This window comes from Brachymonas sp. KE5, assembly GCF_057773645.1.
This window is the reverse complement of sequence record NZ_CM173463.1, coordinates 1,952,854-1,978,784: the sequence shown is the minus strand read 5'-3', so window position 1 is coordinate 1,978,784 and position 25,931 is coordinate 1,952,854. Positions and strand designations below refer to the sequence as shown.

Here is a 25,931-nt window from a genome sequence, read left to right as displayed (position 1 = left end):
GCAGGGTGGGGAGTGCTTACAGCGCAGCCACCACCGCATCCCCCATTTCCACGGTCGTCACCTTGGTCGTGCCTTCGCTCCAGATGTCCGCGGTGCGCAGGCCCTGTTCCAGCACCTTCTGCACGGCCGCCTCGATGCGGTCGGCAGCGTCCGCCTGGTTCAGCGAGAAGCGCAGCATCATGGCGGCGCTCAGGATGGTCGCCAGCGGGTTGGCAATGCCCTTGCCGGCAATGTCGGGCGCGCTGCCGTGGCTGGGCTCGTACAGGCCTTGGTTCTTGTCATTCAGGCTGGCGGAAGGCAGCATGCCGATGGAGCCGGTCAGCATCGCTGCCTCGTCGCTCAGGATGTCGCCGAACATGTTGCCGGTCACCACCACGTCGAACTTCTTCGGCGCCTTCACGAGTTGCATGGCGGCGTTGTCCACCAGCATGTGGTCCAGCGCAACGTCAGGGTACTGCGCGGCCACTTCGACCATCACGTCCTTCCACAGCTGCGAGGTTTCCAGCACATTGTTCTTGTCCACGCTGGTCAGGCGCTTGCCGCGCTTCTGGGCCGCCTGGAACGCGGTGTGCGCAATGCGCTCGATTTCAGGGCGGCTGTAGCGCATGGTGTCGAAGGCTTCCTCGGTGCCGGGGAAGTGGCCGTCTTCGGCCGTGCGGCGGCCGCGCGGCGTGCCGAAGTAGATGTCGCCGGTCAGCTCGCGGATCAGCAGGATGTCCAGGCCGGCAATCAGCTCGGGCTTGAGGCTGGAGGCGTTCACCAGCTCCTTGTAGCAAATGGCCGGGCGGAAGTTGGCATACAGGCCCAGTGCCTTGCGCAGGCCCAGGATGGCCTGCTCGGGGCGCAGGTGGCGCTCCAGCACGTCGTATTTCCAGTCGCCCACGGCGCCGAACAGGATTGCGTCGGACGACTTGGCCAGCTCCAGCGTGGCCTCCGGCAGCGGATGGCCGTGCTTTTCGTAGGCGGTGCCGCCCACGTCGGCCCAGTGCATTTCCAGCGGCAGGTTCAGGGCGTTGAGCACCTTGACGGCTTCTGCAACGATTTCGTGGCCGATACCGTCACCGGGAAGAATGGCGATTTTCATGATGGATACTCAGGGAAAAAGAAAAAAGGACTCTGGTAGAACAGGCATCCATCAGCGGTGTTGACGCATGCCTGAGTGGGGTGAGAACCGGGGTGATCTGCGGCACGGCAATGCGAAGCGGCTCCTGGCCGCACGCGCTCTTGCCGAGCCTGCGATCGCCTTCAGACGGCCGGCTGATGGGCCAGCCAGGGCTTGCCAGCCAGGCGCTCGGCCTCGAAAGCCTTGATCTTGTCCACATGGCGCAGCGTCAGGCCGATATCGTCCAGGCCGTTGAGCAGGCAGTACTTGCGGAAGGCCTGCACATCGAAGGCGATTTCCTCGCCCTGCGGCAGCACCACCACCTGGCGTTCCAGGTCGATGGTCAGCTGGTAGCCGGGGAAAGCCGCCACCTCATCGAACAGGCGCGACACCGTGGCCTCGGGCAGCACGATGGGCAGCAGCCCGTTCTTGAAGCAGTTGTTGAAGAAGATGTCGGCAAAGCTCGGCGCGATGATGGCGCGGAAGCCGTACTGTTCGAGCGCCCACGGCGCATGCTCACGGCTGGAGCCGCAGCCGAAGTTCTTGCGTGCCAGCAGAATGCTCGCGCCCTTGTAGCGCGGCTGGTTCAGCACGAAATCGGGGTTGGGCTTGCGTTCGGACTCGGGCTTGCCGGGCTCGCCCTTGTCCAGATAGCGCCATTCGTCAAACAGGTTGGGGCCGAAGCCCGTGCGACGGATGGACTTGAGAAACTGCTTGGGAATGATGGCGTCGGTGTCGACGTTCTCGCGGTCGAGCGGGGCAACGAGGCCCTGATGGAGGGTGAACTTTTGCATGATGGATCAATGAGTGGGGCAGGGCAGGTGCGCCCTGCAATGGCCAGGGAGGCAGGCAGACCCCCGGCCTGCCCGCCGCCGCAAGGCGCGATTACTTGGAAACTTCCTGGATTTTCTCGCCCGCCTTCTCGATGCCGGCGCCGGCAGCCTGACCGGCCTCCTTGGCATCCTGCTTCACACCGGCCCAGGTATTGCAGCCGGAAACGGACAGGGCCATGACGATAGCGCTGGCGAGGATTGCGATGGTCTTCATTCAGGATCCTTTCTTGAAAACAGCCTCAACGGGCTTCATGCAAAAGCACGGACATCCACGAAATGCCCGTGTACCGCGGCCGCCGCGGCCATGGCCGGGCTGACGAGGTGCGTACGACCACCATTGCCCTGGCGGCCTTCGAAGTTGCGGTTGCTGGTCGAGGCGCAGCGCTCGCCCGGCTCCAGACGGTCGGCGTTCATGGCCAGGCACATGCTGCAGCCCGGCTCGCGCCATTCAAAGCCTGCTGCCTTGAAAATCTCGTGCAAGCCTTCGCGTTCGGCCTGTTCCTTCACCAGACCGGAGCCCGGCACCACCATGGCCAGCTTCACATTCTTGGCCACTTTCCGGCCCAGCTTCTTCACCACTGCAGCGGCTTCGCGCATGTCCTCGATGCGGCTGTTGGTGCAGCTGCCGATGAACACCTTGTCAACCGTGATGTCGGTCAGGGCCTTGCCCGGCTCCAGACCCATGTATTCCAGCGCGCGCTCGATGGCGCCGCGCTTGCTGGCGTCCTTTTCCTTGTCCGGATCCGGCACGTTGCCGCTCACGCCAAGTACCATCTCGGGGCTGGTGCCCCAGGTCACCTGCGGCTGGATCTCGGCGGCATTCAGCTCGACCACGGCGTCGAAATGCGCGCCCTCGTCAGAATGCAGCGTGCGCCAGTGTGCCACCGCCTGATCCCACTCGGGGCCGCCGACGAACTTGCCGGTAGCCGCGTCCGTGCCCGGCGCAAAGGGACGGCCCTTCACGTACTCGATGGTCTTGTCATCCACCGCCACGATGCCGGCGCGTGCACCGGCTTCGATCGCCATGTTGCACACCGTCATGCGGCCTTCCATGCTCAGGCTGCGGATGGCGCTGCCGCCGAACTCGATGGTGTAGCCGGTGCCGCCAGCGGTACCGATCTTGCCGATGATGGCCAGCACCACGTCCTTGGCCGTCACGCCAGGAGCCAGCGTGCCTTCCACTTTCACCAGCATGTTCTTGGCCTTCTTGGCCAGCAGCGTCTGCGTGGCCATTACATGCTCCACCTCGCTGGTGCCGATGCCATGCGCCAGCGCGCCGAAGGCGCCATGTGTGCTGGTGTGGCTGTCGCCGCAGACCACGGTCATGCCGGGCAGGGTGGCGCCGTTTTCGGGGCCCATCACGTGCACGATGCCCTGGCGCTTGCTCAGGAAGGGGAAATAGGCCGCAGCACCGAATTCCTTGATGTTGGCATCCAGCGTGGTCACCTGCTCCTTGCTGGTGGGATCGGTGATGCCGTCATAGCCCAGTTCCCAGCCGGTGGTGGGGGTGTTGTGGTCGGCGGTGGCCACCACGGAACTCACGCGCCACAGCTTGCGGCCGGCCTCGCGCAGGCCTTCGAAAGCCTGCGGGCTGGTCACTTCATGCACCAGATGGCGGTCGATATACAGGATGGCGGTGCCGTCTTCTTCGGTATGCACCACGTGCTCATCCCAGAGTTTGTCGTACAGGGTACGGGCCATGATTGTCCTTGTGATTAGCGTAAAAGGTTAAACGGAAACGGGGTGGGGCCGTTCGGCGCCCAGCAGGTGATCCACCAGCTGGCGCGCCGCATGCGGCAAGGCAGAAAAATCACGCGCCACCAGATCGAGGCGGCGTTCCGACCAGCCATCGCGCAAGCCGATACTCACCAGCTTGCCGGCACCATGCAGCAATTCAAAAGCGCGGCGCGGCATCACGCCCACGCCCAGACCATTGTCGATCATGCGGCACATGGCGTCCAGACCGGACACCGAGATGCGCAGGCGGATCGGCCGTCCGGCCAGCAGCGCCGCATGACGCATGGCCTGATGCACCGAGCTGTTGGCATGCAGGCCAACATGGTCGTAGTCGAGCGACTGGGCGAAATCGATCGCGTCGTGCTGCGCCAGCGGATGCGACTCGGACGCGATCAGCACCAGCTGGTCCTGCCGGTAGGGCAGGGTTTGCAGGCCGGCGCTGCCATGTACCAGATTGCCGATGCCGAGATCGGCAGTGCCATCCTGCACGGCCCGCACGATATCGGAGCTCAGGTGCTCTTCCAGATCGATCTTGATGTGCTCATGCTCGCGCGCAAAGCTGCCCAAATCTTCAGGCAGAAACTGCACGATGGCGGAAATGCTCGCATGCACACGCACATGGCCGCGCACGCCTTCCGCGTACTCACCGAGTTCATCCTGCATCTTGTCGATGCGACGCAGCACGGCGCGGGCATGGTGCAACAGGTTCTCGCCCGCAGGAGTCAGCGACACACCGCGTGCATGGCGCTCGAGCAGGGGGGTGTGGAACAGCGTTTCCAGATCGCTCAGCCGCTTGCTGACCGCCGATGCTGCGATATAGGCCTTGTCCGCTGCGCGCCCGATGCTGCCCGATTCGCACACGGCAACAAACAGCTGCAGCGAGGTCAGGTCGAGTCGGCGGGAAACGGAGTGGTCAGCGGCCATGGAGTCGGAGTTGGCATCGTGGTTGACGATGAATTTCCGCTATTTTGCGTCAAATTTTGGCGCTGATGCATCGCGGATCGAGATGTCTGGCCTTCCTAATGGCGAATCTTCGTGTTCGCAGAGGATGCTGGAAAAATGAACCTGCACCGGCATCTGCGTACAAGCTTCTGCAAACCCCCCTGTGCAAATCAGGCGCCCACGAATCCGCTTCGCCTCGCAGCGCAAGAAAAAACCCGCCAGGCTTGCGCACAGGCGGGTGGTGCAGACCGGCTGCCATGCAGCCGGTACAGCAGGGCCGATCAGCCCTTGTAGTTGGGCGGAACGTCGCGGCGGACGGAGCCGGTGTACAGCTGGCGCGGACGGCCGATCTTGTACTCGGGGTCGCCGATCATCTCGTCGAGCTGGGCGATCCAGCCAACGGTACGGGCCAGGGCGAAGATACCGGTGAACAGGTTCACCGGCACGCCGATGGCGCGCTGCACGATGCCGGAGTAGAAGTCCACGTTCGGGTACAGCTTGCGCTGGACGAAGTAGTCGTCTTCCAGGGCGATCTTTTCCAGGGCCTTGGCCAGGGCGAACAGCGGATCGTTTTCCAGACCCAGTTCAGCCAGCACCTGGTCGCAGGTTTCCTGCATCAGCTTGGCACGCGGGTCGTAGTTCTTGTACACGCGGTGACCGAAGCCCATCAGCTTGACGCCGGAGTTCTTGTCCTTCACCTTTTCCATGAACTCGCCAACCTTGGCCACGCCACCCATCTTCTGGATGTCTTCCAGCATGTTCAGGCAGGCTTCGTTGGCGCCGCCGTGGGCAGGACCCCACAGGCAGGCCACGCCGGCTGCGATGGCAGCGAACGGGTTGGTGCCGGAGGAACCGCACAGACGCACGGTGGAGGTGGACGCGTTCTGCTCGTGGTCAGCGTGCAGGATGAAGATGCGGTCCAGGGCCTTCTCGATCACCGGGTTGACCTTGTACTCTTCGCAGGGCGTACCGAACATCATGCGCAGGAAGTTGCCGGCATAGCTCAGGTTGTTCTGCGGGTACATGTAGGGCTCGCCCTTGCCATACTTGTATGCCATGGCGACCAGGGTCGGCATCTTGGCAATCAGCTGGATGGCGGCGCGGGCACGGTGTTCGGGGTTATGAACGTCGGTGCTCTCGTGGTAGAAGGCGGACATGGCGCCAACCAGACCGGTCAGAACGGCCATGGGGTGGGCGTCGCGACGGAAACCGCGCAGGAAGAACTGCATCTGCTCGTTCACCATGGTGTGGCTCAGCACACGGTGGTGGAAGTCCTTGGACTGGTCTGCGCTGGGCAGTTCGCCCTTCAGCAGCAGGTAGCAGGTGTCCAGATAGTCGCAGTTCTGGGCCAGTTGCTCGATGGGGTAGCCGCGGTACAGCAGTTCGCCCTTGTCGCCGTCGATGTAGGTGATGGCGGATTGGCAGGAGGCCGTGGAGAGGAAACCGGGATCGTACGTGAACATGCCGGTCTGTGCGTACAGCTTGCGGATGTCGATCACGTCAGGACCGATGTTGCCCTGGTACACCGGCAGCTCGACGTTCGGGCTGCCGTTGCTGAAGGAGAGGGTCGCTTTGTTGTCAGACAGTTTCATCAAGGAACTCCTGCGTTCTTGGTTCAGTGAATTAAAAGCAGCCAAAGCTGCTCAATGAGGGGCCGGATTACGCATCCGTTCCAGCAAGGCAACGACTTCGGGAGTGTCGAGCGGCGCCGCAGGTTGCTTGCGGCGCAGCAACAGATCCAGCAGATCGTTGTCGGACAGGTCCATTAGGGCATACATCGCTTGCGCTTCACTGACAGTCATGGCGCTGCCATGGTTGTCGAGGAAGCGCGTGATGAACAGGTCGTTTTCCAGCAAGCCGCGGCGGCAGCGCCACCGCATCTTGCTGAATTCTTCCGCTGTCAGGCGGTCGTCTGCCGTCATGTGCGTGTTTCTTCCAGATCAGATCGTGCGACGCGCGATCATTTCCTTGATCTTGCCGATCGCCTTCGCCGGGTTCAGGCCCTTCGGGCAAACGTCGACGCAGTTCATGATGGTGTGGCAGCGGAACAGGCGGTACGGATCTTCCAGGTTGTCCAGACGCTCGGCCGTGGCCTGGTCGCGGCTGTCAGCCAGGAAGCGGTACGCCTGCAGCAGGCCGGCAGGACCGACGTACTTGTCGGGGTTCCACCAGAAGCTGGGGCAGCTGGTCGAGCAGCTGGCGCACAGAATGCACTCGTACAGGCCGTTGAGCTCTTCGCGCTCTTCGGGGCTCTGCAGGCGCTCTTTCTCGGGAGCCGGCGTGTTGTTGATCAGGTACGGCTTGATGGAGTCGTACTGCTTGAAGAACATGGTCATGTCGACGATCAGGTCGCGCACCACCGGCAGGCCCGGCAGCGGCTTCAGGACGATCGGGTCCTTCAGCGTGCGCAGGTTGGTCAGGCAGGCGAGACCGTTCTTGCCGTTGATGTTCATGGCGTCGGAACCGCACACGCCTTCGCGGCAGGAGCGGCGGAACGCGATCGTGGGATCGAGTTTCTTCAGCTTGACCAGGGCGTCCAGCAGCATGCGCTCATGGCCGTCGAGTTCGATCTCGATGGTCTGCATGTAGGGCTTGGCGTCCTTGTCCGGATCGTAGCGGTAGATTTTGAAGGTACGTTTTTGCATGGAAAACTCCGGATCAGAAGGTACGGACCTTCGGTGGCACGGATTCAACCGTCAGGGGTTTCAGGTTCACGGGCTTGTAGCTCAGGCTGTTGCTTTCGCTGTGCCACAGGGTGTGCTTGAGCCAGTTGACGTCGTCACGGCCCAGCGGAGCGGTGGGGTGGTCGGCCGGATGCTCGTAGTCGTACACGGTGTGGGCGCCACGGCATTCCTTGCGGGCAGCGGCAGACACCATGGTGGCCTGGGCCACTTCCATCAGGTTGGCGACTTCCAGTGCTTCGACGCGGGCGGTGTTGAACACCTTGGACTTGTCTTCCAGGATGATGTTGCCCACGCGATCGCGGATGGCGGCAATCTTCTGCACGCCTTCGTCCATGCTGGCCTGGGTGCGGAACACGCCGGCGTGTTGCTGCATGGTGGCACGGATGTCGTTGGCGATGTCCTGCGAGTATTCGCCGGAGGTGTTGCTTTCCAGCTTGGCCAGGCGCGACAGGGTGAAGTCGGCAGCATTCGCCGGCAGCGGCTTGTGCTCCTTGTTCTTGTCGTTGAACTGCACGATGTGGTTGCCGGCCGCGCGGCCGAACACCAGCAGGTCGAGCAGGGAGTTGGTGCCCAGGCGGTTCGCGCCGTGCACCGACACGCAGGCGCACTCACCCACGGCGTAGAGGCCGTTGACGATGCGGTTCTCGCCGTTGATGTACTCGACCACCTGGCCGTTGATGGTGGTGGGGATGCCACCCATCTGGTAGTGGATGGTGGGCACCACCGGGATCGGCTCCTTGGTGATGTCGACGTTGGCGAAGTTGTGGCCGATTTCTTCCACGGACGGCAGGCGCTTGCGGATGGTTTCGGCACCCAGGTGGTCCAGCTTCATCAGGATGTAGTCCTTGTTGGGACCGCAGCCGCGACCTTCCTTGATTTCCTGGTCCATCGAGCGGGACACGAAGTCACGCGGAGCCAGATCCTTCAGCGTGGGCGCATAGCGCTCCATGAAACGCTCGCCTTCGCTGTTCAGCAGAATGGCGCCTTCGCCGCGGCAGCCTTCGGTCAGCAGCACGCCGGCACCGGCCACGCCGGTGGGGTGGAACTGCCAGAATTCCATGTCCTGCAGCGGGATGCCGGCGCGAGCCGCCATGCCCAGACCGTCACCGGTGTTGATGAAGGCGTTGGTGGAAGCGGCGAAGATACGGCCGGCACCACCGGTAGCCAGCAGCGTGGTCTTGGCTTCGAGCATGTAGACCTCGCCGGTCTCCATTTCGAGGGCGGTCACGCCCACCACGTCGCCGTCGGCATCGCGGACCAGGTCGAGGGCCATCCACTCGACGAAGAAATTGGTGCGGGAAGCAACGTTCTGCTGGTACAGCGTGTGCAGCATGGCATGGCCGGTACGGTCAGCCGCTGCGCAGGCGCGCTGTACGGGCTTTTCGCCGTGGTTGGCGGTGTGGCCGCCGAACGGGCGCTGGTAGATCGTGCCATCGGGGTTGCGGTCGAACGGCATGCCGAAGTGCTCGAGCTCGTACACGACCTTCGGGGCCTCGCGGCACATGAATTCGATCGCGTCCTGGTCACCCAGCCAGTCGGAACCCTTGATGGTGTCGTAGAAGTGCCATTCCCAGTTGTCTTCGCTCATGTTGCCGAGGGAAGCGGACACGCCACCCTGGGCGGCCACGGTGTGGGAACGGGTCGGGAAAACCTTGGTCAGCACGGCCACGTTCAGGCCGGCGCGGGCCAGCTGCAGCGAGGCGCGCATGCCGGAGCCGCCGGCACCGACGATGACGACGTCAAACTTGCGGCGGGGCAGGGATTGGGGAATCGAAGTCATTTTTTACACTCTCCACAGAACTTGGATCGCCCAGCCGGCGCAACCCAGCAGCCATACGATCGTAAACACATGCAGTGCCAGGCGGATGCCGGTCGGCTTGACGTAGTCCATCCAGATGTCGCGCACGCCGATCCAGGCATGCCAGGCCAGGGCCAGGATGGTGATCAGGGTCAGGAATTTCATCCACTGGGGGGCGAAGATGCCGGCCCAGGTGTCGTAGCTGATGGGGCCCGACGTGAACAGCACGGAGAGCAGCAGCACCAGCGTGAACAGCACGATCAGGGCAGCGGTGACACGCTGCGCGATCCAGTCACGCCCGCCGTAGTGGGCACCGGTAGTGAGGCGTTTGTAGCCGTAGTTGACAGACATGGGAGTTTCCTTTTGCTTGAAATCAGTACAGGCCGAACAGCTTGGCGCCCAGCACCACGGTCAGTGCGATGCTCAGGACCAGCACGATCATGGCGGAGGTGCGACCACCTTGCTTGCTGATCAGCTCGTGGTTCACATCCATGATCAGGAAGCGGACGCCCATGATCAGGTGGTGCAGGAAGGCCCAGATCAGGGCCAGCGCGATCAGCTTGTAGAACCAGCCGGGCATGCCCAGGCCGCCGTTGAACAGGGCGGTGAACTTCTCGTACGACACCTGCGAGGAGATCGAGTTGTCGAACAGCCAGACGACGAAGGGCAGGAGCAGGAACATCAGCGCGCCGCTGACGCGGTGCAGGATGGACATTTTGCCGGCCAGCGGCAGGCGGTAGCCCACGGTGATGTCCGCAAGACCGATGTTGCGGAACTCGGGCCGCTGGGAGGGTTTGGAGGTAGTTGTCATGGGAGGCCTTTTGAGAGTCAACAATCCAGAATGGCGCAAGTGTGACGCCACGCAAAAAGCGTTACAAGAGCAATCGCCGATTTTAGGACATGGGGCGGGCTTGCGCGCGCCGTTTTGGCGCAATTATGAAAAAACGCGGGGTTTCGCCGGGTTGTGCGTAAGTTTGCATTCAGTTAGTGACGTATGGTGCATACGCTGTCCGGGGATCAGCTTAGCGTGTTCTTGTAATAGTGTGTGTCGGTGCGGTATAGGCCCTTGCGCACCTCTACCGGGGCATCATTGTAGGTGTAGCTGACGCGGTCCACCTGCAGCACCGGGGTGCCGGTGCTGATGGCGAGCAGTTCGGCCTGGCCTTCGTCGGGCAGCACGGCGCGCACCTGCTCCTCGGCGCGGATGGTGCGCACACCGAACTCCTTCTCGAACAGCGCATAGGTGGGGCCCTGGTGGCTGGTCAGCATGTCTGCCGAGAGGCCCTTGAACAGCTGGGCCGGCAGCCAGATGTCTTCGAGGATGGTGGGCGCGCCGCCGAGCGTGAGCAGGCGGCGGATCTGCACCACGGTATCGCCGGGCTGCAGGCCCAGGGTGCGGGCCAGTTCGGCATGGGCGCGCGTGCGCCTGCACTCGATGATGGTGCGCTGGGCCGGGCCTTCGGCCGATACCGTGCCGCTGTCGGGATGCAGGCGCAGAAAGCGGTATTCGACGTGGCGCTCGTTGTGGCTGGCGACGAAGGTACCCTTGCCCTGGCGGCGCACCACCAGGTTTTCGGCCGCCAGTTCGTCGATGGCCTTGCGCACCGTGCCCTGGCTGACGCCGTAGCGCTTGGCCAGTTCCATTTCACTGGGGATGGCCTCGAGCGGCTTCCATTCGCCGGCTTCGAGGCTGTGCAGGATGGCCTGCTTGATCTGCTGGTAGAGCGGGCTGAAGGAGGGTGCGGGCTGCGCCAGCGGCGCGGCGACCGCAGCGCCGGTGTCCGCCACGGCGGCGTCGGAAGGCACTGGGGAAAGGTCTGGCATGGCGGCTCTGCGAGGGTGAAACAAGGTGGGTTTGCCCGCGGGTGTGGCGGCAAGCACGAATGATAAATCATATCTTATATAAGATATAAGACAAATTGACCGAATGTCACAATCGGCGTTACACTATGCGCACTTTGCGGCGGGGCTGTCTCGCATGGCCGGTTGCAGAGGCAACTTTCCCGATTTCCGGCGGTGACCGGCAGGCGGCCGGTGCAGCTGTTTCGACTTTTCTAACTGGAGACCATTCCATGAGCAAGACCCCCGTTCGCGTGGCCGTTACCGGCGCTGCTGGCCAGATTGGCTATGCCCTGTTGTTCCGCATTGCTTCCGGCGAAATGCTGGGCAAGGACCAGCCGGTCATCCTGCAGCTGCTGGAAATCCCCGACGAAAAGGCCCAGAACGCGCTCAAGGGCGTGATGATGGAGCTGCAGGATTGCGCTTTCCCGCTGCTGGCCGGCATGGAAGCACACTCCGACCCGATGACCGCCTTCAAGGATGCCCAGTACGTGCTGCTGGTGGGCGCCCGTCCGCGCGGCCCCGGCATGGAGCGTGCCGACCTGCTGGCTGCCAACGCCCAGATCTTCACTGCGCAGGGCAAGGCCCTGGACGCCGTGGCTGACCGCAACGTCAAGGTGCTGGTGGTGGGCAACCCGGCCAACACCAACGCCTACATCGCCATGAAGAGTGCGCCCAGCCTGCCGGCCAAGAACTTCACCGCCATGCTGCGCCTGGACCACAACCGTGCTGCCAGCCAGATCGCCGAGAAGACCGGCAAGCCGGTGTCCAGCATCGAGAAGCTGGCCGTGTGGGGCAACCACTCTCCCACCATGTACGCCGACTACCGCTTCGCCACCATCGACGGCCAGTCCGTGAAGGATATGATCAACGATGAAGACTGGAACCGCAACACCTTCCTGCCCACCGTGGGCAAGCGCGGCGCCGCCATCATCGAGGCACGCGGCCTGAGCTCCGCGGCTTCCGCTGCCAACGCCGCCATCGACCACATGCGCGACTGGGCCCTGGGCACCAACGGCAAGTGGGTCACCATGGGCATCCCGTCCCAGGGCTGGTACGGCATCCCCGAAGGCGTGATGTTCGGCTTCCCGGTCACCTGCGAGAACGGTGAGTACAAGGTCGTCGAAGGCCTGCCGATCGACGAGTTCAGCCAGCAGTGCATCAACAAGACGCTGGACGAGCTCAAGGGCGAGGAAGACGGCGTCAAGCACCTGCTGTAATCCGGCGGTGTGCGGCCTGCCGGTTTGCCGGCAGGCATTGCCAAGGTTGTCCTGGCCCGCGGGTCAGGACTTCCAGCCAAGTATTGCGTCCCCGTGCACAGTGCTTGGCTGGAAGTGTGTCCACCCCCTGGTGTTTCGCCAGCGGACGGATGCCATTGCAGGAGAGCAGGGCAGCCCTTTCGGGGTGGTGCCCGCAGCCTGTACGTGATGTGTGCAACCCCAACCCGATTGCTGCAAGCCCGCCATGACTGACACCACGACGGCCCATCCCCGCGAAGTTCTGCTGGATGCCCAGGGCGCCACCGGATTGCTGCCGGTGTGCGACCACTATTGCGGCGTCGAGGTACGCATGCGCAAGAGCCTGCAGCTGCAGGCCGAAATGAGCGAGGAATTCGGCGCGTGCATGTTCGACGTGACGCTGGATTGCGAGGACGGCGCACCCGTTGGTGGCGAGGCTGAGCACGCAGATCTGGTACTGGCCGTGGCCCGCGATGCCGCCCCCGAGGCCCGTGTGGCGGTGCGTGTGCACCCGGTCGACCATCCCGCCTTTGCCGCCGATGTGGAAAAGCTGGTGGGCCAGGCGGCCGACCGCTGGTGCCACGTGATGATTCCCAAGGTGGACTCGGTGGCAGACGTGGAGATGGCCGTGCGCCATGTGGATGCGGCGGGTGGCAGCGCGCTGCCGCTGCAGGTGCTGGTGGAATCCCCGCTGGCCGTGCACAACGCCTTCGAAATTGCTGCCCATCCGCGCGTGCAGTCGATCAGCTTCGGCCTGATGGATTTCGTTTCTGCCCACGGTGGCGCCATCCCCGGCGAGGCCATGGGCCTGCAGGGCCAGTTCACCCATCCGCTGGTGGTGCAGGCCAAGCTGCAGATTGCCTCGGCCTGTCATGCCTATGGCAAGACGCCATCCCACTGCGTGGTGACAGAGTTCAGCGATACCGAGGCGATCGGCCATGCGGCCCATCGTGCGGCCGCCGAACTGGGCTACACCCGCATGTGGAGCATCCATCCGAGCCAGATTCGTCCGATCCTGGCCGCATTTGCGCCGACCGAGGCGGAAATCGATACCGCGGTGGCCATTACCGAGGCTGCGATGGCAGCCCAGTGGGCGCCCGTCAGCCACAAGGGCAAGCTGCATGATCGTGCCAGCTACCGCTACTACTGGCAGGTGTTGGAGCGTGCACACGCGACTGGCAAATTGTTACCACAAGGCATGCTGAAATACTTTGCGTGACAGGGACTGATTTGATAATCGGTTGTCCCGTTTCAATGACTGAAAGGTATCCATGAAAAAGACCCTGATCGCACTGACTGCCACAATGATTGCTGCTTCCGGCGCGATGGCTGCCACCACGCCTGCCAAGGCTCCGGCCAAGAAAGCTGCGGCAGCCAAGACTGCCAGCAAGCCGGCCGCCCGGAAGGCCGTGAAGAAGCCGGTTGCCAGGAAGGCGGATCCGGCGAAGAAAGCGCCGAGCAAGCTGCGCGAGAGTCTGGCTGTGAACCCGATCACGGGTGCCAGCGCGCCCGTGGCGAGCATTCCCGGTCCGGGCACGCCTTTCCCGGCTCCGCCTGCCGGCACTGTGTTCACCGGCACCATGCGCTGCGAACTGGGCAGCGCAGTGACGATCACCCAGGATCCCGCCCGCCCGACCATGTATCAGGTCAGCAACGGCAAAGGTCTGACCTATACCATGCACCAGGTTCCCACCACCACCGGCGTGGTGCGCCTGGAAGATCGTGCCAATGGCGCGACCTGGCTGCAGCTCGGCAACAAATCCATGCTGATGGACCAGAAACGTGGCGAACGCGTGGCCGATGGCTGCCAGAACCCGCAACAAGCAGCGCGCGACCGCGAGCTGCAACAACGACCCGTCGACCTGCTGCGCTGATAGCGGGCAGGTTGAGGCCGGCTGCGTCTTCCGCAAGAAGGCGCGGCCCTTCATACCAACCTCAGGAGAACCACCATGTTGAAAGCCTACCGTGACCATGTGGCCGAGCGTGCCGCACTCGGCATCCCGCCGCTGGCCCTGGACGCCAAGCAGACGTCCGAACTGATCGAGCTGATCAAGAACCCGCCGGCGGGCGAGGAAGCTTTCCTGGTGGATCTGCTGACCCACCGCGTGCCCCCGGGCGTGGACGACGCCGCCAAGGTCAAGGCCAGCTTCCTGGCCGCCGTGGCCCACGGTGACATCCAGGTCGGCCTGGTCAGCAAGGCCAAGGCGACCGAACTGCTGGGCACCATGGTTGGTGGCTACAACGTGCATCCGCTGATCGAGCTGCTGGATGATGCCGAGGTTGCGGATATCGCGGCTGCAGGCCTGAAGAAGACCCTGCTGATGTTCGATTACTTCAACGACGTGGCAGCCAAGGCCAAGGCCGGCAATGCCAAGGCCAAGGAAGTGCTGCAGAGCTGGGCCGATGCCGAGTGGTTCACCAGCCGTCCCGAAGTGGCACAGAAGATCACCGTGACCGTGTTCAAGGTGCCGGGCGAAACCAACACCGACGACCTGTCTCCCGCTCCCGACGCCTGGAGCCGCCCCGACATCCCGCTGCACTATCTGGCGATGCTGAAGAACACCCGTCCCGACGCGGCCTTCAAGCCCGAGGAAGATGGCAAGCGCGGTCCGATCCAGTTCATCGAAGACCTGAAGAAGAAGGGCCATATCGTGGCCTACGTGGGTGACGTGGTTGGTACCGGCTCCAGCCGCAAGTCCGCCACCAACAGCGTGATCTGGGCTACCGGCCAGGACATCCCCTTCGTGCCGAACAAGCGCTTTGGCGGCGTGACGCTGGGCGGCAAGATCGCTCCGATCTTCTTCAACACCCAGGAAGACTCTGGCTCCCTGCCGATCGAGGTCGACGTGACCAAGATGGAAATGGGCGATGTGCTCGACATCTACCCCTACGAGGGCAAGATTGAGAAGGGTGGCGAGAAGATTGCCGACTTCGCGCTGAAGAGCGACGTGCTGCTGGACGAAGTGCGCGCCGGTGGCCGTATCAACCTGATCATCGGTCGCAGCCTGACCGCCAAGGCGCGTGAGGCGCTGGGTCTGCCGGCTTCCACCGCCTTCCGTCTGCCCAAGGCTCCGGTTGATACCGGCAAGGGCTTCACGCTGGCACAGAAGATGGTGGGCCGCGCTTGCGGTCTGCCGGAAGGCCAGGGCATCCGTCCGGGTACCTACTGCGAACCGCGCATGACCACCGTCGGCAGCCAGGACACCACCGGCCCGATGACGCGCGACGAACTGAAGGATCTGGCCTGCCTGGGCTTCAGCGCCGACATGGTGATGCAGTCCTTCTGCCACACTGCCGCCTATCCGAAGCCTGTCGATGCCAAGATGCACCGCGAACTGCCGCAGTTCATCAGCAGCCGTGGCGGCGTGGCCCTGCGTCCGGGCGACGGCGTGATCCACAGCTGGCTGAACCGTCTGCTGCTGCCCGACACCGTCGGTACCGGCGGCGACAGCCACACCCGCTTCCCGATCGGCATCAGCTTCCCGGCCGGCTCCGGCCTGGTGGCCTTCGGTGCGGCCACCGGCGTGATGCCGCTGGACATGCCCGAATCCGTGCTGGTGCGCTTCAAGGGCGAAATGCAGCCCGGCGTGACCCTGCGTGACCTGGTGCATGCCATTCCGCTGTACGCCATCAAGGCCGGCCTGCTGACCGTTGAAAAAGCCGGCAAGAAGAACATCTTCTCTGGCCGCGTGCTGGAAATCGAAGGTCTGCCGGATCTGAAGGTCGAGCAGGCGTTCGAACTGTCCGACGCTTCCGCCGAGCGCTCCGCTGCCGGCTGCACGATCAAGCTGAACAAGGAACCGGTCATCGAGTACCTGAACTCCAACATCGTGCTGATGAAGAACATGATCGCCGATGGCTACCAGGACGCGAAGACGCTGCAGCGCCGTATCGAGAAGGTCGAGCAGTGGCTGGCCAACCCGCAGCTGCTGGAAGCCGATGCCGACGCCGAGTACGCCGCCGTGATCGAGATCGATCTGGCCGACATCAAGGAGCCCATCGTCTGCTGCCCGAACGACCCGGATGACGCCAAGTTCATGTCCGAAGTGTCAGGCACCAAGATCGATGAAGCCTTCATCGGTTCCTGCATGACCAACATCGGTCACTTCCGTGCTGCAGCCAAGCTGCTGGGCGGCCAGCGCGACATTCCGGTCAAGCTGTGGGTCGCTCCGCCGACCAAGATGGACCAGAACGAGCTGATGAAGGAAGGCCACTACGCCGCCTTCGGTACCGCTGGTGCGCGTACCGAGATGCCGGGCTGCTCGCTGTGCATGGGCAACCAGGCGCAGGTGCGTGAAGGCGCGACCGTGATGTCCACGTCCACCCGTAACTTCCCGAACCGTCTGGGCAAGAATACGAATGTGTACCTGGGCAGCGCCGAGCTGGCAGCTATCTGCTCCAAGCTGGGCCGCATCCCGACCGTGGAGGAGTACCAGGCCGAAATGGGCATCATCGATGCCGACAAGGCCAGCGTGTACCGCTACATGAACTTCGACCAGATCGAGGAGTATGCCGAAGTGGCGAAGGGCGTTTCTGCCTGAGCTGTCTGACAGTGCGCGCCCTGCGGGGTGCGCATGAACGAGAAAACGACCCGCAAGGGTCGTTTTTTCATTACTGAAACCGGGTGAGGATCTACGGGGAGGCAGGGTGCCGTACCAACAGCCCGTTTTTCTTGCAGCCCTGCAGGCAATATGGGACTAGAGCGGGGGTTCGTCGCGCTTGTCCTTCATCACCAGGGACACGCCAACCGCAGCCATAACGGCCCATGCCACAAAGGCGCCCATGCCGAAACGTGCTGCCAGGGCATTCATGAAGAACAGCATCAGCAGGGCGACGGCGAGTACGCCGTTGCCCACCCAGAACGCCACCTTGGAGGGCTCGGGTGTCTGCTTCATGCGTTGCCCACCATCCGTGCCAACAGCGCGCCCTGGTAGCGCACATCCAACTGTAGCCACACCTTGAGCGGGCTGCCATTGGCGACCTGGATATCCAGCCCGTCGGCATTCTGCATGGCCTGCAGGGTCATGATTTCGTTGCCGCTGGGATGGATCACCTCGATGCGGTCTCCTACGGCAAAGCGGTTCTTCACTTCCACCTGCAGCCAGCCGTCGCGCGCCTCGGTTTTGCTGACTTCGCCGACGAACTGGCTGCGCTGGGTCTGAGAGCTGCCGGTTTCGTAATTCTGGTAGTCTTGCGCAGGGCGGCGCTCCAGGAAGCCGGCAGTGTAGCCGCGGTTGCTGAGACCTTCCAGCTCGGTGATGAGGGAGGGGTTGAAGGGGCGGCCGGCCACGGCATCGTCGATGGCGCGGCGGTAGATCTGGGCCGTGCGGCTGACGTAATACAGGCTCTTGGTGCGACCCTCGATCTTGAGGGAGTCGACGCCGATCTGCGTCAGGCGCTCCACATATTCGACAGCGCGCAAGTCCTTGCTGTTCATGATGTATGTGCCGTGCTCGTCCTCCATGATGGGCATCAGTTCGCCCGGGCGGCCGACTTCCTCGATCAGGTAGACCTTGTCGGCCAGCGGGTGGCGCTGGCCGTCGCCGGTGGCGGAAAGGGCATGGGTGGCTCCGTCTGCTGTTTCCGACCCGCACCTGCCCGCGCTGGCTCCCGCGGCAGAGCCCGCCCGGCTGCTGGCGGAAAAGGCTTTTTCTGCTCGCTCCTGTTCCGCTTCAAAGCTGAAATCCTTGTCCATCTTCGTGCCGATGGCATCGCCCGTATTGCTGTCCACTTCTGCATCGTGCGTGGCGTAGTTCCAGCGGCAGGCGTTGGTGCATGTGCCCTGGTTGGGATCGCGCCGGTTGAAGTAGCCGCTGAGCAGGCAGCGGCCGCTGTAGGCGATGCACAGCGCGCCGTGCACGAATACTTCCAGTTCCATGTCCGGGCATTCCTGGCGGATGCGCTCGATTTCGTCCAGGCTGAGTTCGCGCGAGAGGATGATGCGGCTGACGCCCACTTTCTGCCAGAACTTCACCGCGGCGTAGTTGACGGTATTGGCCTGCACCGATAGGTGGATGGGCATTTCGGGCCATTTCTCGCGCACCATCATGATCAAGCCGGGATCGGCCATGATCAGGGCGTCCGGGCGCATGGCGATCACCGGCTCGATGTCGCGCATGTAGGTGCGCACCTTGTCGTTGTGCGGAAGCAGGTTGCTGGTAACAAACAGCTTCTTGCCGCGGGCATGCGCTTCGGCAATGCCCTGTTGCAGTTGTTCCAGTTTGAATTCGTTGTTGCGCGCGCGCAGGCTGTAGCGCGGCTGGCCGGCATAGACGGCATCGGCGCCGTAGTCGTAGGCAGCGCGCATCTTGTCGAGGCTGCCGGCAGGGAGTAGCAGCTCGGGGGCTTTGAGGGTGGCGGTCATGGCAGGGGACGACTTGCAGGGCCGTCGTGATAGCGTGAAACCCGCTATTTTCCGGCTTTTGGCCTGACAAGGACAGGGGTCAGGCAAGAATCCGGCATTGCGTCAGGTCAACAAGCGCGCTCGGCATGGACGCGCGGTGGCGCGAAACCGGCCATTTGCAGGGACAATCGCAGCATGGATACACCGATTCTGATTGCCGGAGGCGGCATCGGCGGCTTGGCTGCTGCCCTGGCGCTGGCGCGCAATGGCGCCCGCGTGACTGTGGTGGAGCAGGCGGATGCCTGGGGAGAGGTGGGTGCGGGCATCCAGCTCGGCCCCAATGTGGTGCGCGTGCTCAAGAGCTGGGGGCTGGGTGACGGGCTGCAGCGCATTGCGTCCTTTCCGCAACTGCTGCGTGTGCGTGATGCCGCCAATGGCCGCACGCTGGGTACCCTGCATCTGGATGCGCGCTTTGCGCTGCGCTATGGCGCGCCCTATGCCACGGTGCACCGGGCCGATCTGCACGAACTGCTGCTGCAGAATGTCCAGCAGCAGTTTGCCGTGCAGCCCTTGCTGCAGCGCCAGGTGCAGGGCTGGAAGAAGCTGGAGGACGGCAGACTGGCCGTCGACCTCGCTGCCGGTCCCATGGCTGGGCCGAAAACCACCGAGACTGTGGAAGCCAATGTGCTAATCGGCGCGGACGGCTTGTGGAGCCAGGTGCGCCGCCAGATGCTGCCGGGCGAGGCCGCGCCGCGCTACAGCGGCATTCTGGCCTATCGTGCGCTGGTGCGTCAGGACAGCCTGCCGCCGGCCTTGCGCAGCCGGCAGGTGACAGCCTGGCTGGGAGACCGCATGCACATGGTGCAGTATCCCGTGCGCGGCGGCAGTCACATGAACGTGGTGGCGCTGGTGCAGGGGCCGCGACCGGATGACCTGCAGAGCTGGGACCATGCGGCCAATGCCGGACATCTGCGGGCCGCAATGGCAGGCACGGCGGCGCCGGTGCTGGGCATGGCCAAGGCGATCGAGCACTGGCGCCTGTGGCCGCTGTGCGATCGCCCGCCGGTGCGCTCGGCCAGCGAGATGGTGCAGGGCAGGGTGGCCCTGCTCGGGGATGCGGCGCATCCGATGCGTCCCTTCATGGCGCAGGGCGCCGGCATGGCGCTGGAGGATGCGGCCGTGCTGGCCCAGTGCATGCAGGCCGACGGCATTGGTGAAAAGGCGCTGTACCGCTATGCCGAGCGCCGCTGGCAGCGCTGCGCGCGCGTGCAGCAGCGCAGCATCCGCAATGGCAACATCTTCCACAGCACCGGCGTGATGCGCTGGGGTCGTGATCTGGGCATGCGGATGCTGGGGGAACGCCTGCTGGATGTGCCCTGGCTGTACGGGCAATCGGTGGTGTAGGGAGCCGCTCGGGCGCTTGTCCTACCCGTGCGGGAATGTCGCCCTGTATGATGGACTATCCCTTGTTCCGACATTGCACCGAAGGAGATGCGCATGATCAAGTCCATGGCCCTGATGACCACCGCTGCCGCTACCGTGTTTCTGGCCGGCTGCGCCGGTACCGGCAATAACGCTCCCAGCGCCAGCGACATGCCTCCCGCGGTGAACGCCGGCGGCATCATGGTCGGTACGGCCAACCGCATGACGCTCTACACCTTCGATAACGACGGCGTGAACCAGTCCAACTGCAATGACCAGTGCGCCGTGAACTGGCCGCCCCTGCTGGCCAGCAGCAGCGATGTGGGCCGTGGCGACTTCAGCGTGCTGACGCGCGCCGACGGTCGCAAGCAGTGGGCGCTGGTGGGCAAGCCGCTGTACTTCTGGAGCAAGGATGTGCGCCCGGGAGATACTACGGGTGACAACGTCAACGGCACCTGGCACGTGTTCCGGATCGCGCCCAAGCGTTAAGCGGCCCGCCCCTTCATAGACAGCTCGCGTTGGCGGGCCTGAGCGCGGGATCACATGTCCAGCACTGGCAAACCATTGCGCAAGCGTGCACGGTTGCAGCCATCGCTGCCGGCTTCCAGTTCGCGACAGGGATTGGGGCGCCATTCGTAGATGCCGCAGGACACCTGCCGGCCGACCTGGCCACAGAGAGCAGCGCAGCGGGGCGGCTGATGGTCGGTGCCGCGCAGGCGGCTCAGGCTGGCGGTCAGCGGCAATGCCAGCCCGTCGGGCACGATGCCGCCATCGGACTGCAGTTCGTGCCTGGAAAAATCCACGCGAAAAGCGGCGCAACAGGCGCCGCAGGTCTGGCAGGGTCCGGCCATGGTCGTGAAAGATGGCGAGGGGCTTACTGGCGATCCAGCAGCAGGTACTCCATCAGCGCCTTCTGCACGTGCATGCGGTTTTCGGCCTCGTCCCACACCACGGATTGCGGGCCGTCGATCACTTCGCCGGTGACTTCTTCGCCGCGGTGCGCCGGCAGGCAGTGCATGAACAGCGCATCGGGTTTGGCCAGCGCCATCATTTCGCTATCGACGCACCAGTTGGCAAAGGCGGCGCGGCGTGCTTCGTTCTCGGCTTCGTAGCCCATGCTGGTCCACACATCGGTGGTGACCAGATCGGCGCCGGCACAGGCCTCGTGCGGGTCCTTGAAGAACTTGACGTGGTCGCCCAGTTCCACGCCGGGAATGTCGCTGTTGATCTCGTAGCCGCTTGGCGCGCTTACGTGTACGGTAAAGCCCAGCAGCTTGGCGGCCTGCAGCCAGGTATTGGCCATGTTGTTGCCGTCACCCACCCAGGCCACCACCTTGCCCTGGATCGAGCCGCGATGCTCGATGAAGGTGAAGATGTCGGCCAGGATCTGGCAGGGGTGGTATTCATTGGTCAGGCCGTTGATGACCGGCACGCGCGAGAACTCGGCAAAGCGTTCCAGCTTGGTCTGCTCGAAGGTGCGGATCATCACCAGATCGACCATGCGGCTGATGACGCGCGCCGAATCCTCGATCGGTTCGGCACGGCCGAGCTGGCTGTCGCCGGTGGTGAGGTGCACCACGCTGCCGCCGAGCTGGTACATGCCGGCCTCGAAGCTGACGCGCGTGCGCGTGCTGGCCTTCTCGAAGATCATGGCCAGGGTGCGGTCGGTCAGGGTCTGGTGCTTTTCGTAGGACTTGAACTTGCGCTTGATGTAGCCGGCGCGGTCGATCAGGTAGGTGTACTCGGCGGCGCTGAAGTCGGTGAATTGCAGGTAGTGTTTCATGGGAGCGGTCCCGGGACGTTCAAACGGGAGGGCGGCGGCTGGCCGCCCCGTATCAGGCTGCCAGGAATTCCTTGACCAGCGGCGCCAGGATGGCGACGATCTCGTCGGCTTCGGCGCGCGTGAGCGTGAGCGGCGGCACCAGGCGGATCACGCGGTCGGCAGTGACGCTGAACAGCAGGCCGCGCTGGGCCGCCTGTTCCAGCAGGGCGCCGCAGGGTTTGCTCAGCTCCACGCCCAGCATCAGGCCGTGTCCGCGCACTTCCTTCACGCCGTCGACACCGGCGAAGGCCTGTTCCAGCGCCTGCTTGAGGTGCTGGCCGACCTGTGCGGCGTTTTCGAGCAGGTTTTCCTCTTCCATGATGCGGATGGTTTCGATACCCGCGCGCATGGCCAGCGGGTTGCCGCCGAAGGTGGTGCCGTGGTTGCCGGGTTGCAGCACGTTGGCAGCGCGCGGGCCGGCTACCAGCGCGCCGATCGGCACGCCGGAACCCAGACCCTTGGCCAGGCTCATCACATCGGGCTGGATGCCGGCCCACTGGTGGGCAAACCACTTGCCGGTACGGCCGAAGCCGCACTGGATTTCGTCGAGCATCAGCAGCCAGTCGCGCTCGTCGCACAGGGCGCGCAGTTGCTGCAGGAAGTCGGCATGGTATTCGTGGATGCCGCCTTCGCCCTGGATCGGTTCGAGCAGCACGGCGGTGATATTGGCGTTGCCGTCGGTGGCGCGGCGCAGGGCCTCGATGTCATTGCGCGGCACGCGGATGAAGCCGGGCACCAGCGGTTCGAAACCGGCATGGATCTTCGGGTTGCCGGTGGCGCTCAGGGTGGCGATGGAACGGCCGTGGAAGGCGTTCTCGAACACCACGACTTCGGCCTTGTCAATGCCCTTGTCATGGCCGAACTTGCGCGCGATCTTGAGCGCGGCTTCGTTGGCTTCGAGGCCGGAATTGCAGAAAAACACGTTCTGCATGCCGGTGAGCTCCACCAGCTTGGCCGCCAGCATTTCCTGGCCGGGCACGTGGTAGTAGTTGGAGCAGTGGATCATCCGGCCTACCTGCTCCTGCAGCGCGGCCACCAGCTTGGTGTGGGCGTGGCCGAGCGTGTTGACGGCAATGCCGCCCAGACCGTCCAGATACTCCTTGCCGTTCACGTCCCACACGCGGCAGCCTCGGCCATGCGACATGGCGATCGGCAGGCGGCCGTAAGTGTTCATAACATGGGGGGATGCGGCGGCAATCGGTGCAGACATGCTGGGCTCCAGGAAACAGAAAGCCCTCCGCACCTGCGTGCAGAAGGCAGGAAGCAGGCCGGCTAATCATGCCGGCCAAAAAAACATTGTAGAGCAGACCGGGCGCCACTGGCGCGCCATTGCCGCAACAACGACGCGCGCCAACCGTTCGCGCAGGGGGTGATCGGCCCTTGCCGCTTGGGGTTATCGCCACTCAGGAAAAATGGCACATGGGGTAGAATCGCTCTTTTTACAATTTCGTGACAGCCTGGCGATCCTGGGCTGCGCGGTTCTTGTCGGCTTTCACTTCCATGGCATCCACCAATTCGCAAGAAGTGTTCATCATCGGGCAGACCTCGGAAGGGCGGCGTTTCCGCCCGAGCGACTGGGCCGAACGCCTGGCCGGCGTGATGAGCCAGTTCCGTCCCGAGGGCGATCCGCCGCGTCTTGGCGGGCACCTGCGCTATTCGCCCTGGTGCACGCCCAACAACGTGGCCGGCGTCAAGTGCGTGATCGTGAACCGCGACATGCAGGATGCCGAACCCCAGGCCTGGGATTTCGTGATGAATTTCGCCCGCGACAACGATCTCCAGATTGTCGATGCCTGCCTGATGCCCGACGCCAAGCCGCTTTCCTGAGCGGTTTTTTTACGCCCGGATGCCAAGGCCGCCAGCAGGCGGCTTTTTTGCGCGTGGCCGTGCGCCCATGAAAAAACCGCCCGAAGGCGGTTTGATCTTGCTTGCTGACAGCGCACCCAGACAAACGGCGGAGCGGGGATGCCGCTCCGGGCTTGCAGCTGCCGATCAGGCGGCTGCTGCGGCCAGGGCCTTGACCTTGGCAGACAGGCGGCTCTTGTCGCGAGCGGCCTTGTTCTTGTGGAAGATGCCCTTGTCGGCAACGACGTCCACCACGGATTGCATCTTGGCGAACAGGTCCTTGGCCTTGTCGGTATCACCGGCCAGGATGGCCTTCTCGACGTTCTTCACGGCCGTGCGGTACTTGGAGCGCAGGGAAGTGTTCGCAGCGTTGATCTTGACGTTTTGACGCGCGCGCTTGCGGCCGGAGGCCAGGCGCGGGTTCTTTTTCTTGGGTTTTCCAGAAGCCATTGTATATATTCCTTGTGTTGAAGGATGTTGTCAGCAAAACGCGGAATTATAGCGGTGTGTGACACAGCTGTCACGAACCCGAGTTTTTTATTGCGCTGCAACAGGCTCCGGGCTGCCCAATGCGTGTGCAGGGCGCTACACTTCAGGTTCCTGTGCCAGCCTTGGCGGAGTCAGTTCCTGCCATGGCACCACCGCGCCCGTGGGGCGCTTTTTTGTGGCGACGTTCCTGCCGTTGCTGCGACGCACCTGACCGTTCCATCGTGAGCCTGTTCAAGTCTGCCTCCACCGTTTCGCTGCTGACGCTGGCCTCCCGCATCACCGGCCTGATCCGCGAACTGCTGATCGCCTCGGCCTTCGGCGCCAGCGCCTTCACCGATGCCTTCAACGTGGCATTCCGCATTCCCAACCTGTTCCGCCGCCTGTTTGCCGAAGGGGCGTTCAGCCAGGCCTTCGTGCCGGTGCTGGCCGCCGCGCGCGAGCAGGAGGGCGATGCCGCCACGCACCGCATGATCGACCGGGTGGCCACGGTGCTGTTCTGGGTGCTGGTGGTGTTCTGCGCGCTGGGCGTGCTGTTCGCGCCGCTGCTGGTATGGCTGATGGCCAGCGGCCTGAAGAAGAACCCCGAGGGCTTCGAGGCCGCGGTGGTGATGACGCGCTGGATCTTCCCCTATATCGGCTTCATGTCGCTGGTGGCGCTGGCGGCCGGTGTGCTCAATACCTGGAAGCGTTATGCCGTGCCGGCCGCCACACCGGTGCTGCTGAACATCGCGATGATTGCCGCGGCCTGGCTGGGCGGGCCCTGGTTCGGGCGCATGGGCATCCATCCGGTGTATGCACTATGCCTGGGCGTGATGGTGGGTGGCGTGCTGCAGCTGGGCACGCAGCTGTGGGCGCTGCACCGGCTGGGCATGTTCCCGCGCATCGGCATGAGTGTGTCGGCCATGCGCGAGGCGCTGGCAGACCCGCACATGCGCCGCATCGGCAAGCTGATGCTGCCGGCCATCCTCGGCGTGAGCGTGGCGCAGATCTCGCTGCTGATCAACACGCAGATTGCCTCGCATCTGGCGGCGGGCAGCGTGAGCTGGCTGAGCTACGCGGACCGGCTGATGGAGTTTCCCACGGCCATGCTGGGCGTGGCGCTGGGCGTGGTGCTGATGCCGCAGCTGGCACGTGCCAAGGCTTCGGGCGATGCGCAGGCGTATTCGTCCATGCTGGACTGGGGCTTGCGTCTGGTCGTGCTGCTGGCCGTGCCCTGCGCCGTGGCGCTGCTGGCGTTTTCCAAGCCGCTGGTGAGCGTGCTGTATCACTACGGCGCCTTCCGTAGTACCGACGTGGAGCAGACCACGCTGGCGCTGATGGGCTATGGCGCCGGCCTGGTGGGGCTGGTGGCGATCAAGGTGCTGGCGCCGGCCTACTATGCGCGCCAGGATATCAAGACGCCGGTGAAGATTGCCATTGGCGTGCTGATCGCCACGCAACTGATGAACCTGGTGTTCGTGCCCAGACTGGCGGTGGGTGGCCTGTCGCTGTCGATTGCGCTGGCGGCCATGCTCAACGCCGGCATGCTGCTGGCGGGGCTGTTGCGCCGCGGCAGCTACCGTCCGGAGCCGGGCTGGGCCAAGTTTTCTTTGCAGGTGCTGGCGGCGACGCTGCTGATGTTCGCCTTCCTGCTGTGGGCGGATGGGCTGCCCTGGGTGGAGGTGCAGAGCAAGCTGTGGCGCATCGGGCAGTTCGTGGCGGTCGTCGTCGGTGCGGCCGTGTTGTACTTTGGTGCGCTGGCGCTCGGGGGGTTCAGGCTGCGGCAGTTGCTGCGGCGTTGAATGATGCTCCTTGGCCGCCAGTGTGCGCTGTTTCATAGGCACAGGCGGGGCTGTCC

At 63.9% G+C, this 25,931-nt stretch carries 26 protein-coding genes; 8 read left to right on the top strand and 18 right to left on the bottom strand.

The window, feature by feature from the left end:
• Positions 1 to 16: 16 nt before the first annotated feature.
• From leuB to ACX36O_RS09430, 12 genes are all read right to left on the bottom strand, one after another.
• On the bottom strand, positions 17 to 1,084 hold the full coding sequence (gene leuB, locus ACX36O_RS09485; RefSeq protein WP_213361240.1) for a 3-isopropylmalate dehydrogenase: 1,068 nt from the start codon (positions 1,082 to 1,084) through the stop codon (positions 17 to 19).
• A 161-nt stretch (positions 1,085 to 1,245) separates the two neighbouring features.
• Positions 1,246 to 1,896 carry a 3-isopropylmalate dehydratase small subunit gene (gene leuD, locus ACX36O_RS09480; RefSeq protein ID WP_213361239.1) on the bottom strand — a complete coding sequence of 217 codons (651 nt, stop codon included), beginning with the start codon at positions 1,894 to 1,896 and terminating at the stop codon, positions 1,246 to 1,248.
• A gap of 91 nt (positions 1,897 to 1,987) precedes the next feature.
• A complete protein-coding gene (locus ACX36O_RS09475) occupies positions 1,988 to 2,149 on the bottom strand; it encodes an entericidin EcnAB (protein WP_213361238.1) in 162 nt (53 codons plus the stop codon).
• 35 nt (positions 2,150 to 2,184) lie between these two features.
• On the bottom strand, positions 2,185 to 3,636 hold the full coding sequence (gene leuC / locus ACX36O_RS09470) for a 3-isopropylmalate dehydratase large subunit (RefSeq protein ID WP_488359693.1): 1,452 nt from the start codon (positions 3,634 to 3,636) through the stop codon (positions 2,185 to 2,187).
• Between the two features lie 27 nt (positions 3,637 to 3,663).
• A complete protein-coding gene (locus ACX36O_RS09465; protein ID WP_371686442.1) occupies positions 3,664 to 4,596 on the bottom strand; it encodes a LysR family transcriptional regulator in 933 nt (310 codons plus the stop codon).
• 299 nt (positions 4,597 to 4,895) lie between these two features.
• Positions 4,896 to 6,206: a citrate synthase gene (locus tag ACX36O_RS09460; RefSeq protein ID WP_488359692.1), complete on the bottom strand. Its 1,311-nt coding sequence runs from the start codon at positions 6,204 to 6,206 to the stop codon at positions 4,896 to 4,898.
• Positions 6,207 to 6,257: 51 nt separating this feature from the next.
• Positions 6,258 to 6,536: an FAD assembly factor SdhE gene (locus tag ACX36O_RS09455; RefSeq protein ID WP_091813774.1), complete on the bottom strand. Its 279-nt coding sequence runs from the start codon at positions 6,534 to 6,536 to the stop codon at positions 6,258 to 6,260.
• A gap of 18 nt (positions 6,537 to 6,554) precedes the next feature.
• Positions 6,555 to 7,259, bottom strand: a complete 705-nt coding sequence (locus ACX36O_RS09450) for a succinate dehydrogenase iron-sulfur subunit (RefSeq protein ID WP_091813777.1) — start codon at positions 7,257 to 7,259, stop codon at positions 6,555 to 6,557.
• A 13-nt stretch (positions 7,260 to 7,272) separates the two neighbouring features.
• Positions 7,273 to 9,078 (bottom strand): succinate dehydrogenase flavoprotein subunit, encoded by a 1,806-nt coding sequence (gene sdhA / locus ACX36O_RS09445; RefSeq protein ID WP_213361229.1) that lies wholly within the window; start codon positions 9,076 to 9,078, stop codon positions 7,273 to 7,275.
• A 3-nt stretch (positions 9,079 to 9,081) separates the two neighbouring features.
• On the bottom strand, positions 9,082 to 9,447 hold the full coding sequence (gene sdhD / locus ACX36O_RS09440) for a succinate dehydrogenase, hydrophobic membrane anchor protein (RefSeq protein WP_213361228.1): 366 nt from the start codon (positions 9,445 to 9,447) through the stop codon (positions 9,082 to 9,084).
• A 22-nt stretch (positions 9,448 to 9,469) separates the two neighbouring features.
• Positions 9,470 to 9,907, bottom strand: a complete 438-nt coding sequence (gene sdhC / locus ACX36O_RS09435; protein ID WP_213361227.1) for a succinate dehydrogenase, cytochrome b556 subunit — start codon at positions 9,905 to 9,907, stop codon at positions 9,470 to 9,472.
• A 206-nt stretch (positions 9,908 to 10,113) separates the two neighbouring features.
• Entirely contained in the window at positions 10,114 to 10,920 is an 807-nt protein-coding gene (locus tag ACX36O_RS09430) for a GntR family transcriptional regulator (RefSeq protein ID WP_488359691.1), read from the bottom strand.
• Between the two features lie 248 nt (positions 10,921 to 11,168).
• Here ACX36O_RS09430 and ACX36O_RS09425 point away from each other — a divergent pair, with 248 nt between their 5' ends.
• The 4 genes from ACX36O_RS09425 (at position 11,169) to acnB (ending at position 16,714) form a co-directional block, all read left to right on the top strand.
• Entirely contained in the window at positions 11,169 to 12,155 is a 987-nt protein-coding gene (locus tag ACX36O_RS09425) for a malate dehydrogenase (RefSeq protein ID WP_213361225.1), read from the top strand.
• A gap of 244 nt (positions 12,156 to 12,399) precedes the next feature.
• Positions 12,400 to 13,392 carry an HpcH/HpaI aldolase/citrate lyase family protein gene (locus tag ACX36O_RS09420; protein WP_213361224.1) on the top strand — a complete coding sequence of 331 codons (993 nt, stop codon included), beginning with the start codon at positions 12,400 to 12,402 and terminating at the stop codon, positions 13,390 to 13,392.
• Between the two features lie 52 nt (positions 13,393 to 13,444).
• Positions 13,445 to 14,047, top strand: a complete 603-nt coding sequence (locus ACX36O_RS09415) for a hypothetical protein (protein ID WP_488359690.1) — start codon at positions 13,445 to 13,447, stop codon at positions 14,045 to 14,047.
• A 75-nt stretch (positions 14,048 to 14,122) separates the two neighbouring features.
• Entirely contained in the window at positions 14,123 to 16,714 is a 2,592-nt protein-coding gene (gene acnB / locus ACX36O_RS09410; RefSeq protein ID WP_488359689.1) for a bifunctional aconitate hydratase 2/2-methylisocitrate dehydratase, read from the top strand.
• Positions 16,715 to 16,870: 156 nt separating this feature from the next.
• Here the strand turns inward: acnB and ACX36O_RS09405 are convergent, their stop codons facing one another.
• Positions 16,871 to 17,068 carry a hypothetical protein gene (locus ACX36O_RS09405; RefSeq protein WP_488359688.1) on the bottom strand — a complete coding sequence of 66 codons (198 nt, stop codon included), beginning with the start codon at positions 17,066 to 17,068 and terminating at the stop codon, positions 16,871 to 16,873.
• The gene (gene trhP / locus ACX36O_RS09400; protein ID WP_488359687.1) at positions 17,065 to 18,537 is read right to left on the bottom strand and encodes a prephenate-dependent tRNA uridine(34) hydroxylase TrhP; all 1,473 of its coding nucleotides are present in this window, start codon (positions 18,535 to 18,537) and stop codon (positions 17,065 to 17,067) included. The genes ACX36O_RS09405 and trhP overlap by 4 nt, the downstream gene beginning before the upstream one ends.
• Positions 18,538 to 18,711: 174 nt before the next feature.
• On the opposite strand from trhP, the gene ACX36O_RS09395 reads away from it, so the two are divergent.
• Both ACX36O_RS09395 and ACX36O_RS09390 read left to right on the top strand, forming a co-directional pair.
• Positions 18,712 to 19,920 (top strand): FAD-dependent monooxygenase, encoded by a 1,209-nt coding sequence (locus tag ACX36O_RS09395; RefSeq protein ID WP_213361217.1) that lies wholly within the window; start codon positions 18,712 to 18,714, stop codon positions 19,918 to 19,920.
• 93 nt (positions 19,921 to 20,013) lie between these two features.
• A complete protein-coding gene (locus ACX36O_RS09390; RefSeq protein WP_250131027.1) occupies positions 20,014 to 20,427 on the top strand; it encodes a COG4315 family predicted lipoprotein in 414 nt (137 codons plus the stop codon).
• 50 nt (positions 20,428 to 20,477) lie between these two features.
• On the opposite strand, the gene ACX36O_RS09385 is transcribed toward ACX36O_RS09390, so the two are convergent.
• Genes ACX36O_RS09385 through ACX36O_RS09375 form a run of 3 tightly spaced genes read right to left on the bottom strand, consistent with a single transcriptional unit; the run spans position 20,478 to position 22,970 of the window.
• Entirely contained in the window at positions 20,478 to 20,789 is a 312-nt protein-coding gene (locus ACX36O_RS09385; protein ID WP_213361216.1) for a YkgJ family cysteine cluster protein, read from the bottom strand.
• A 23-nt stretch (positions 20,790 to 20,812) separates the two neighbouring features.
• Positions 20,813 to 21,721, bottom strand: coding sequence for an ornithine carbamoyltransferase (argF, locus tag ACX36O_RS09380; RefSeq protein ID WP_213361215.1), 909 nt, complete (start codon positions 21,719 to 21,721; stop codon positions 20,813 to 20,815).
• A 52-nt stretch (positions 21,722 to 21,773) separates the two neighbouring features.
• The gene (locus ACX36O_RS09375) at positions 21,774 to 22,970 is read right to left on the bottom strand and encodes an aspartate aminotransferase family protein (RefSeq protein WP_371686440.1); all 1,197 of its coding nucleotides are present in this window, start codon (positions 22,968 to 22,970) and stop codon (positions 21,774 to 21,776) included.
• A 290-nt stretch (positions 22,971 to 23,260) separates the two neighbouring features.
• On the opposite strand from ACX36O_RS09375, the gene ACX36O_RS09370 reads away from it, so the two are divergent.
• Complete coding sequence (locus ACX36O_RS09370) at positions 23,261 to 23,587, top strand: DUF3579 domain-containing protein (RefSeq protein WP_213361213.1); 327 nt, start codon at positions 23,261 to 23,263, stop codon at positions 23,585 to 23,587.
• A gap of 165 nt (positions 23,588 to 23,752) precedes the next feature.
• On the opposite strand, the gene rpsT is transcribed toward ACX36O_RS09370, so the two are convergent.
• Positions 23,753 to 24,055, bottom strand: a complete 303-nt coding sequence (gene rpsT / locus ACX36O_RS09365) for a 30S ribosomal protein S20 (RefSeq protein ID WP_213361212.1) — start codon at positions 24,053 to 24,055, stop codon at positions 23,753 to 23,755.
• A gap of 260 nt (positions 24,056 to 24,315) precedes the next feature.
• On the opposite strand from rpsT, the gene murJ reads away from it, so the two are divergent.
• Positions 24,316 to 25,875, top strand: coding sequence for a murein biosynthesis integral membrane protein MurJ (gene murJ / locus ACX36O_RS09360; protein ID WP_488359686.1), 1,560 nt, complete (start codon positions 24,316 to 24,318; stop codon positions 25,873 to 25,875).
• Positions 25,876 to 25,931: the final 56 nt, after the last annotated feature.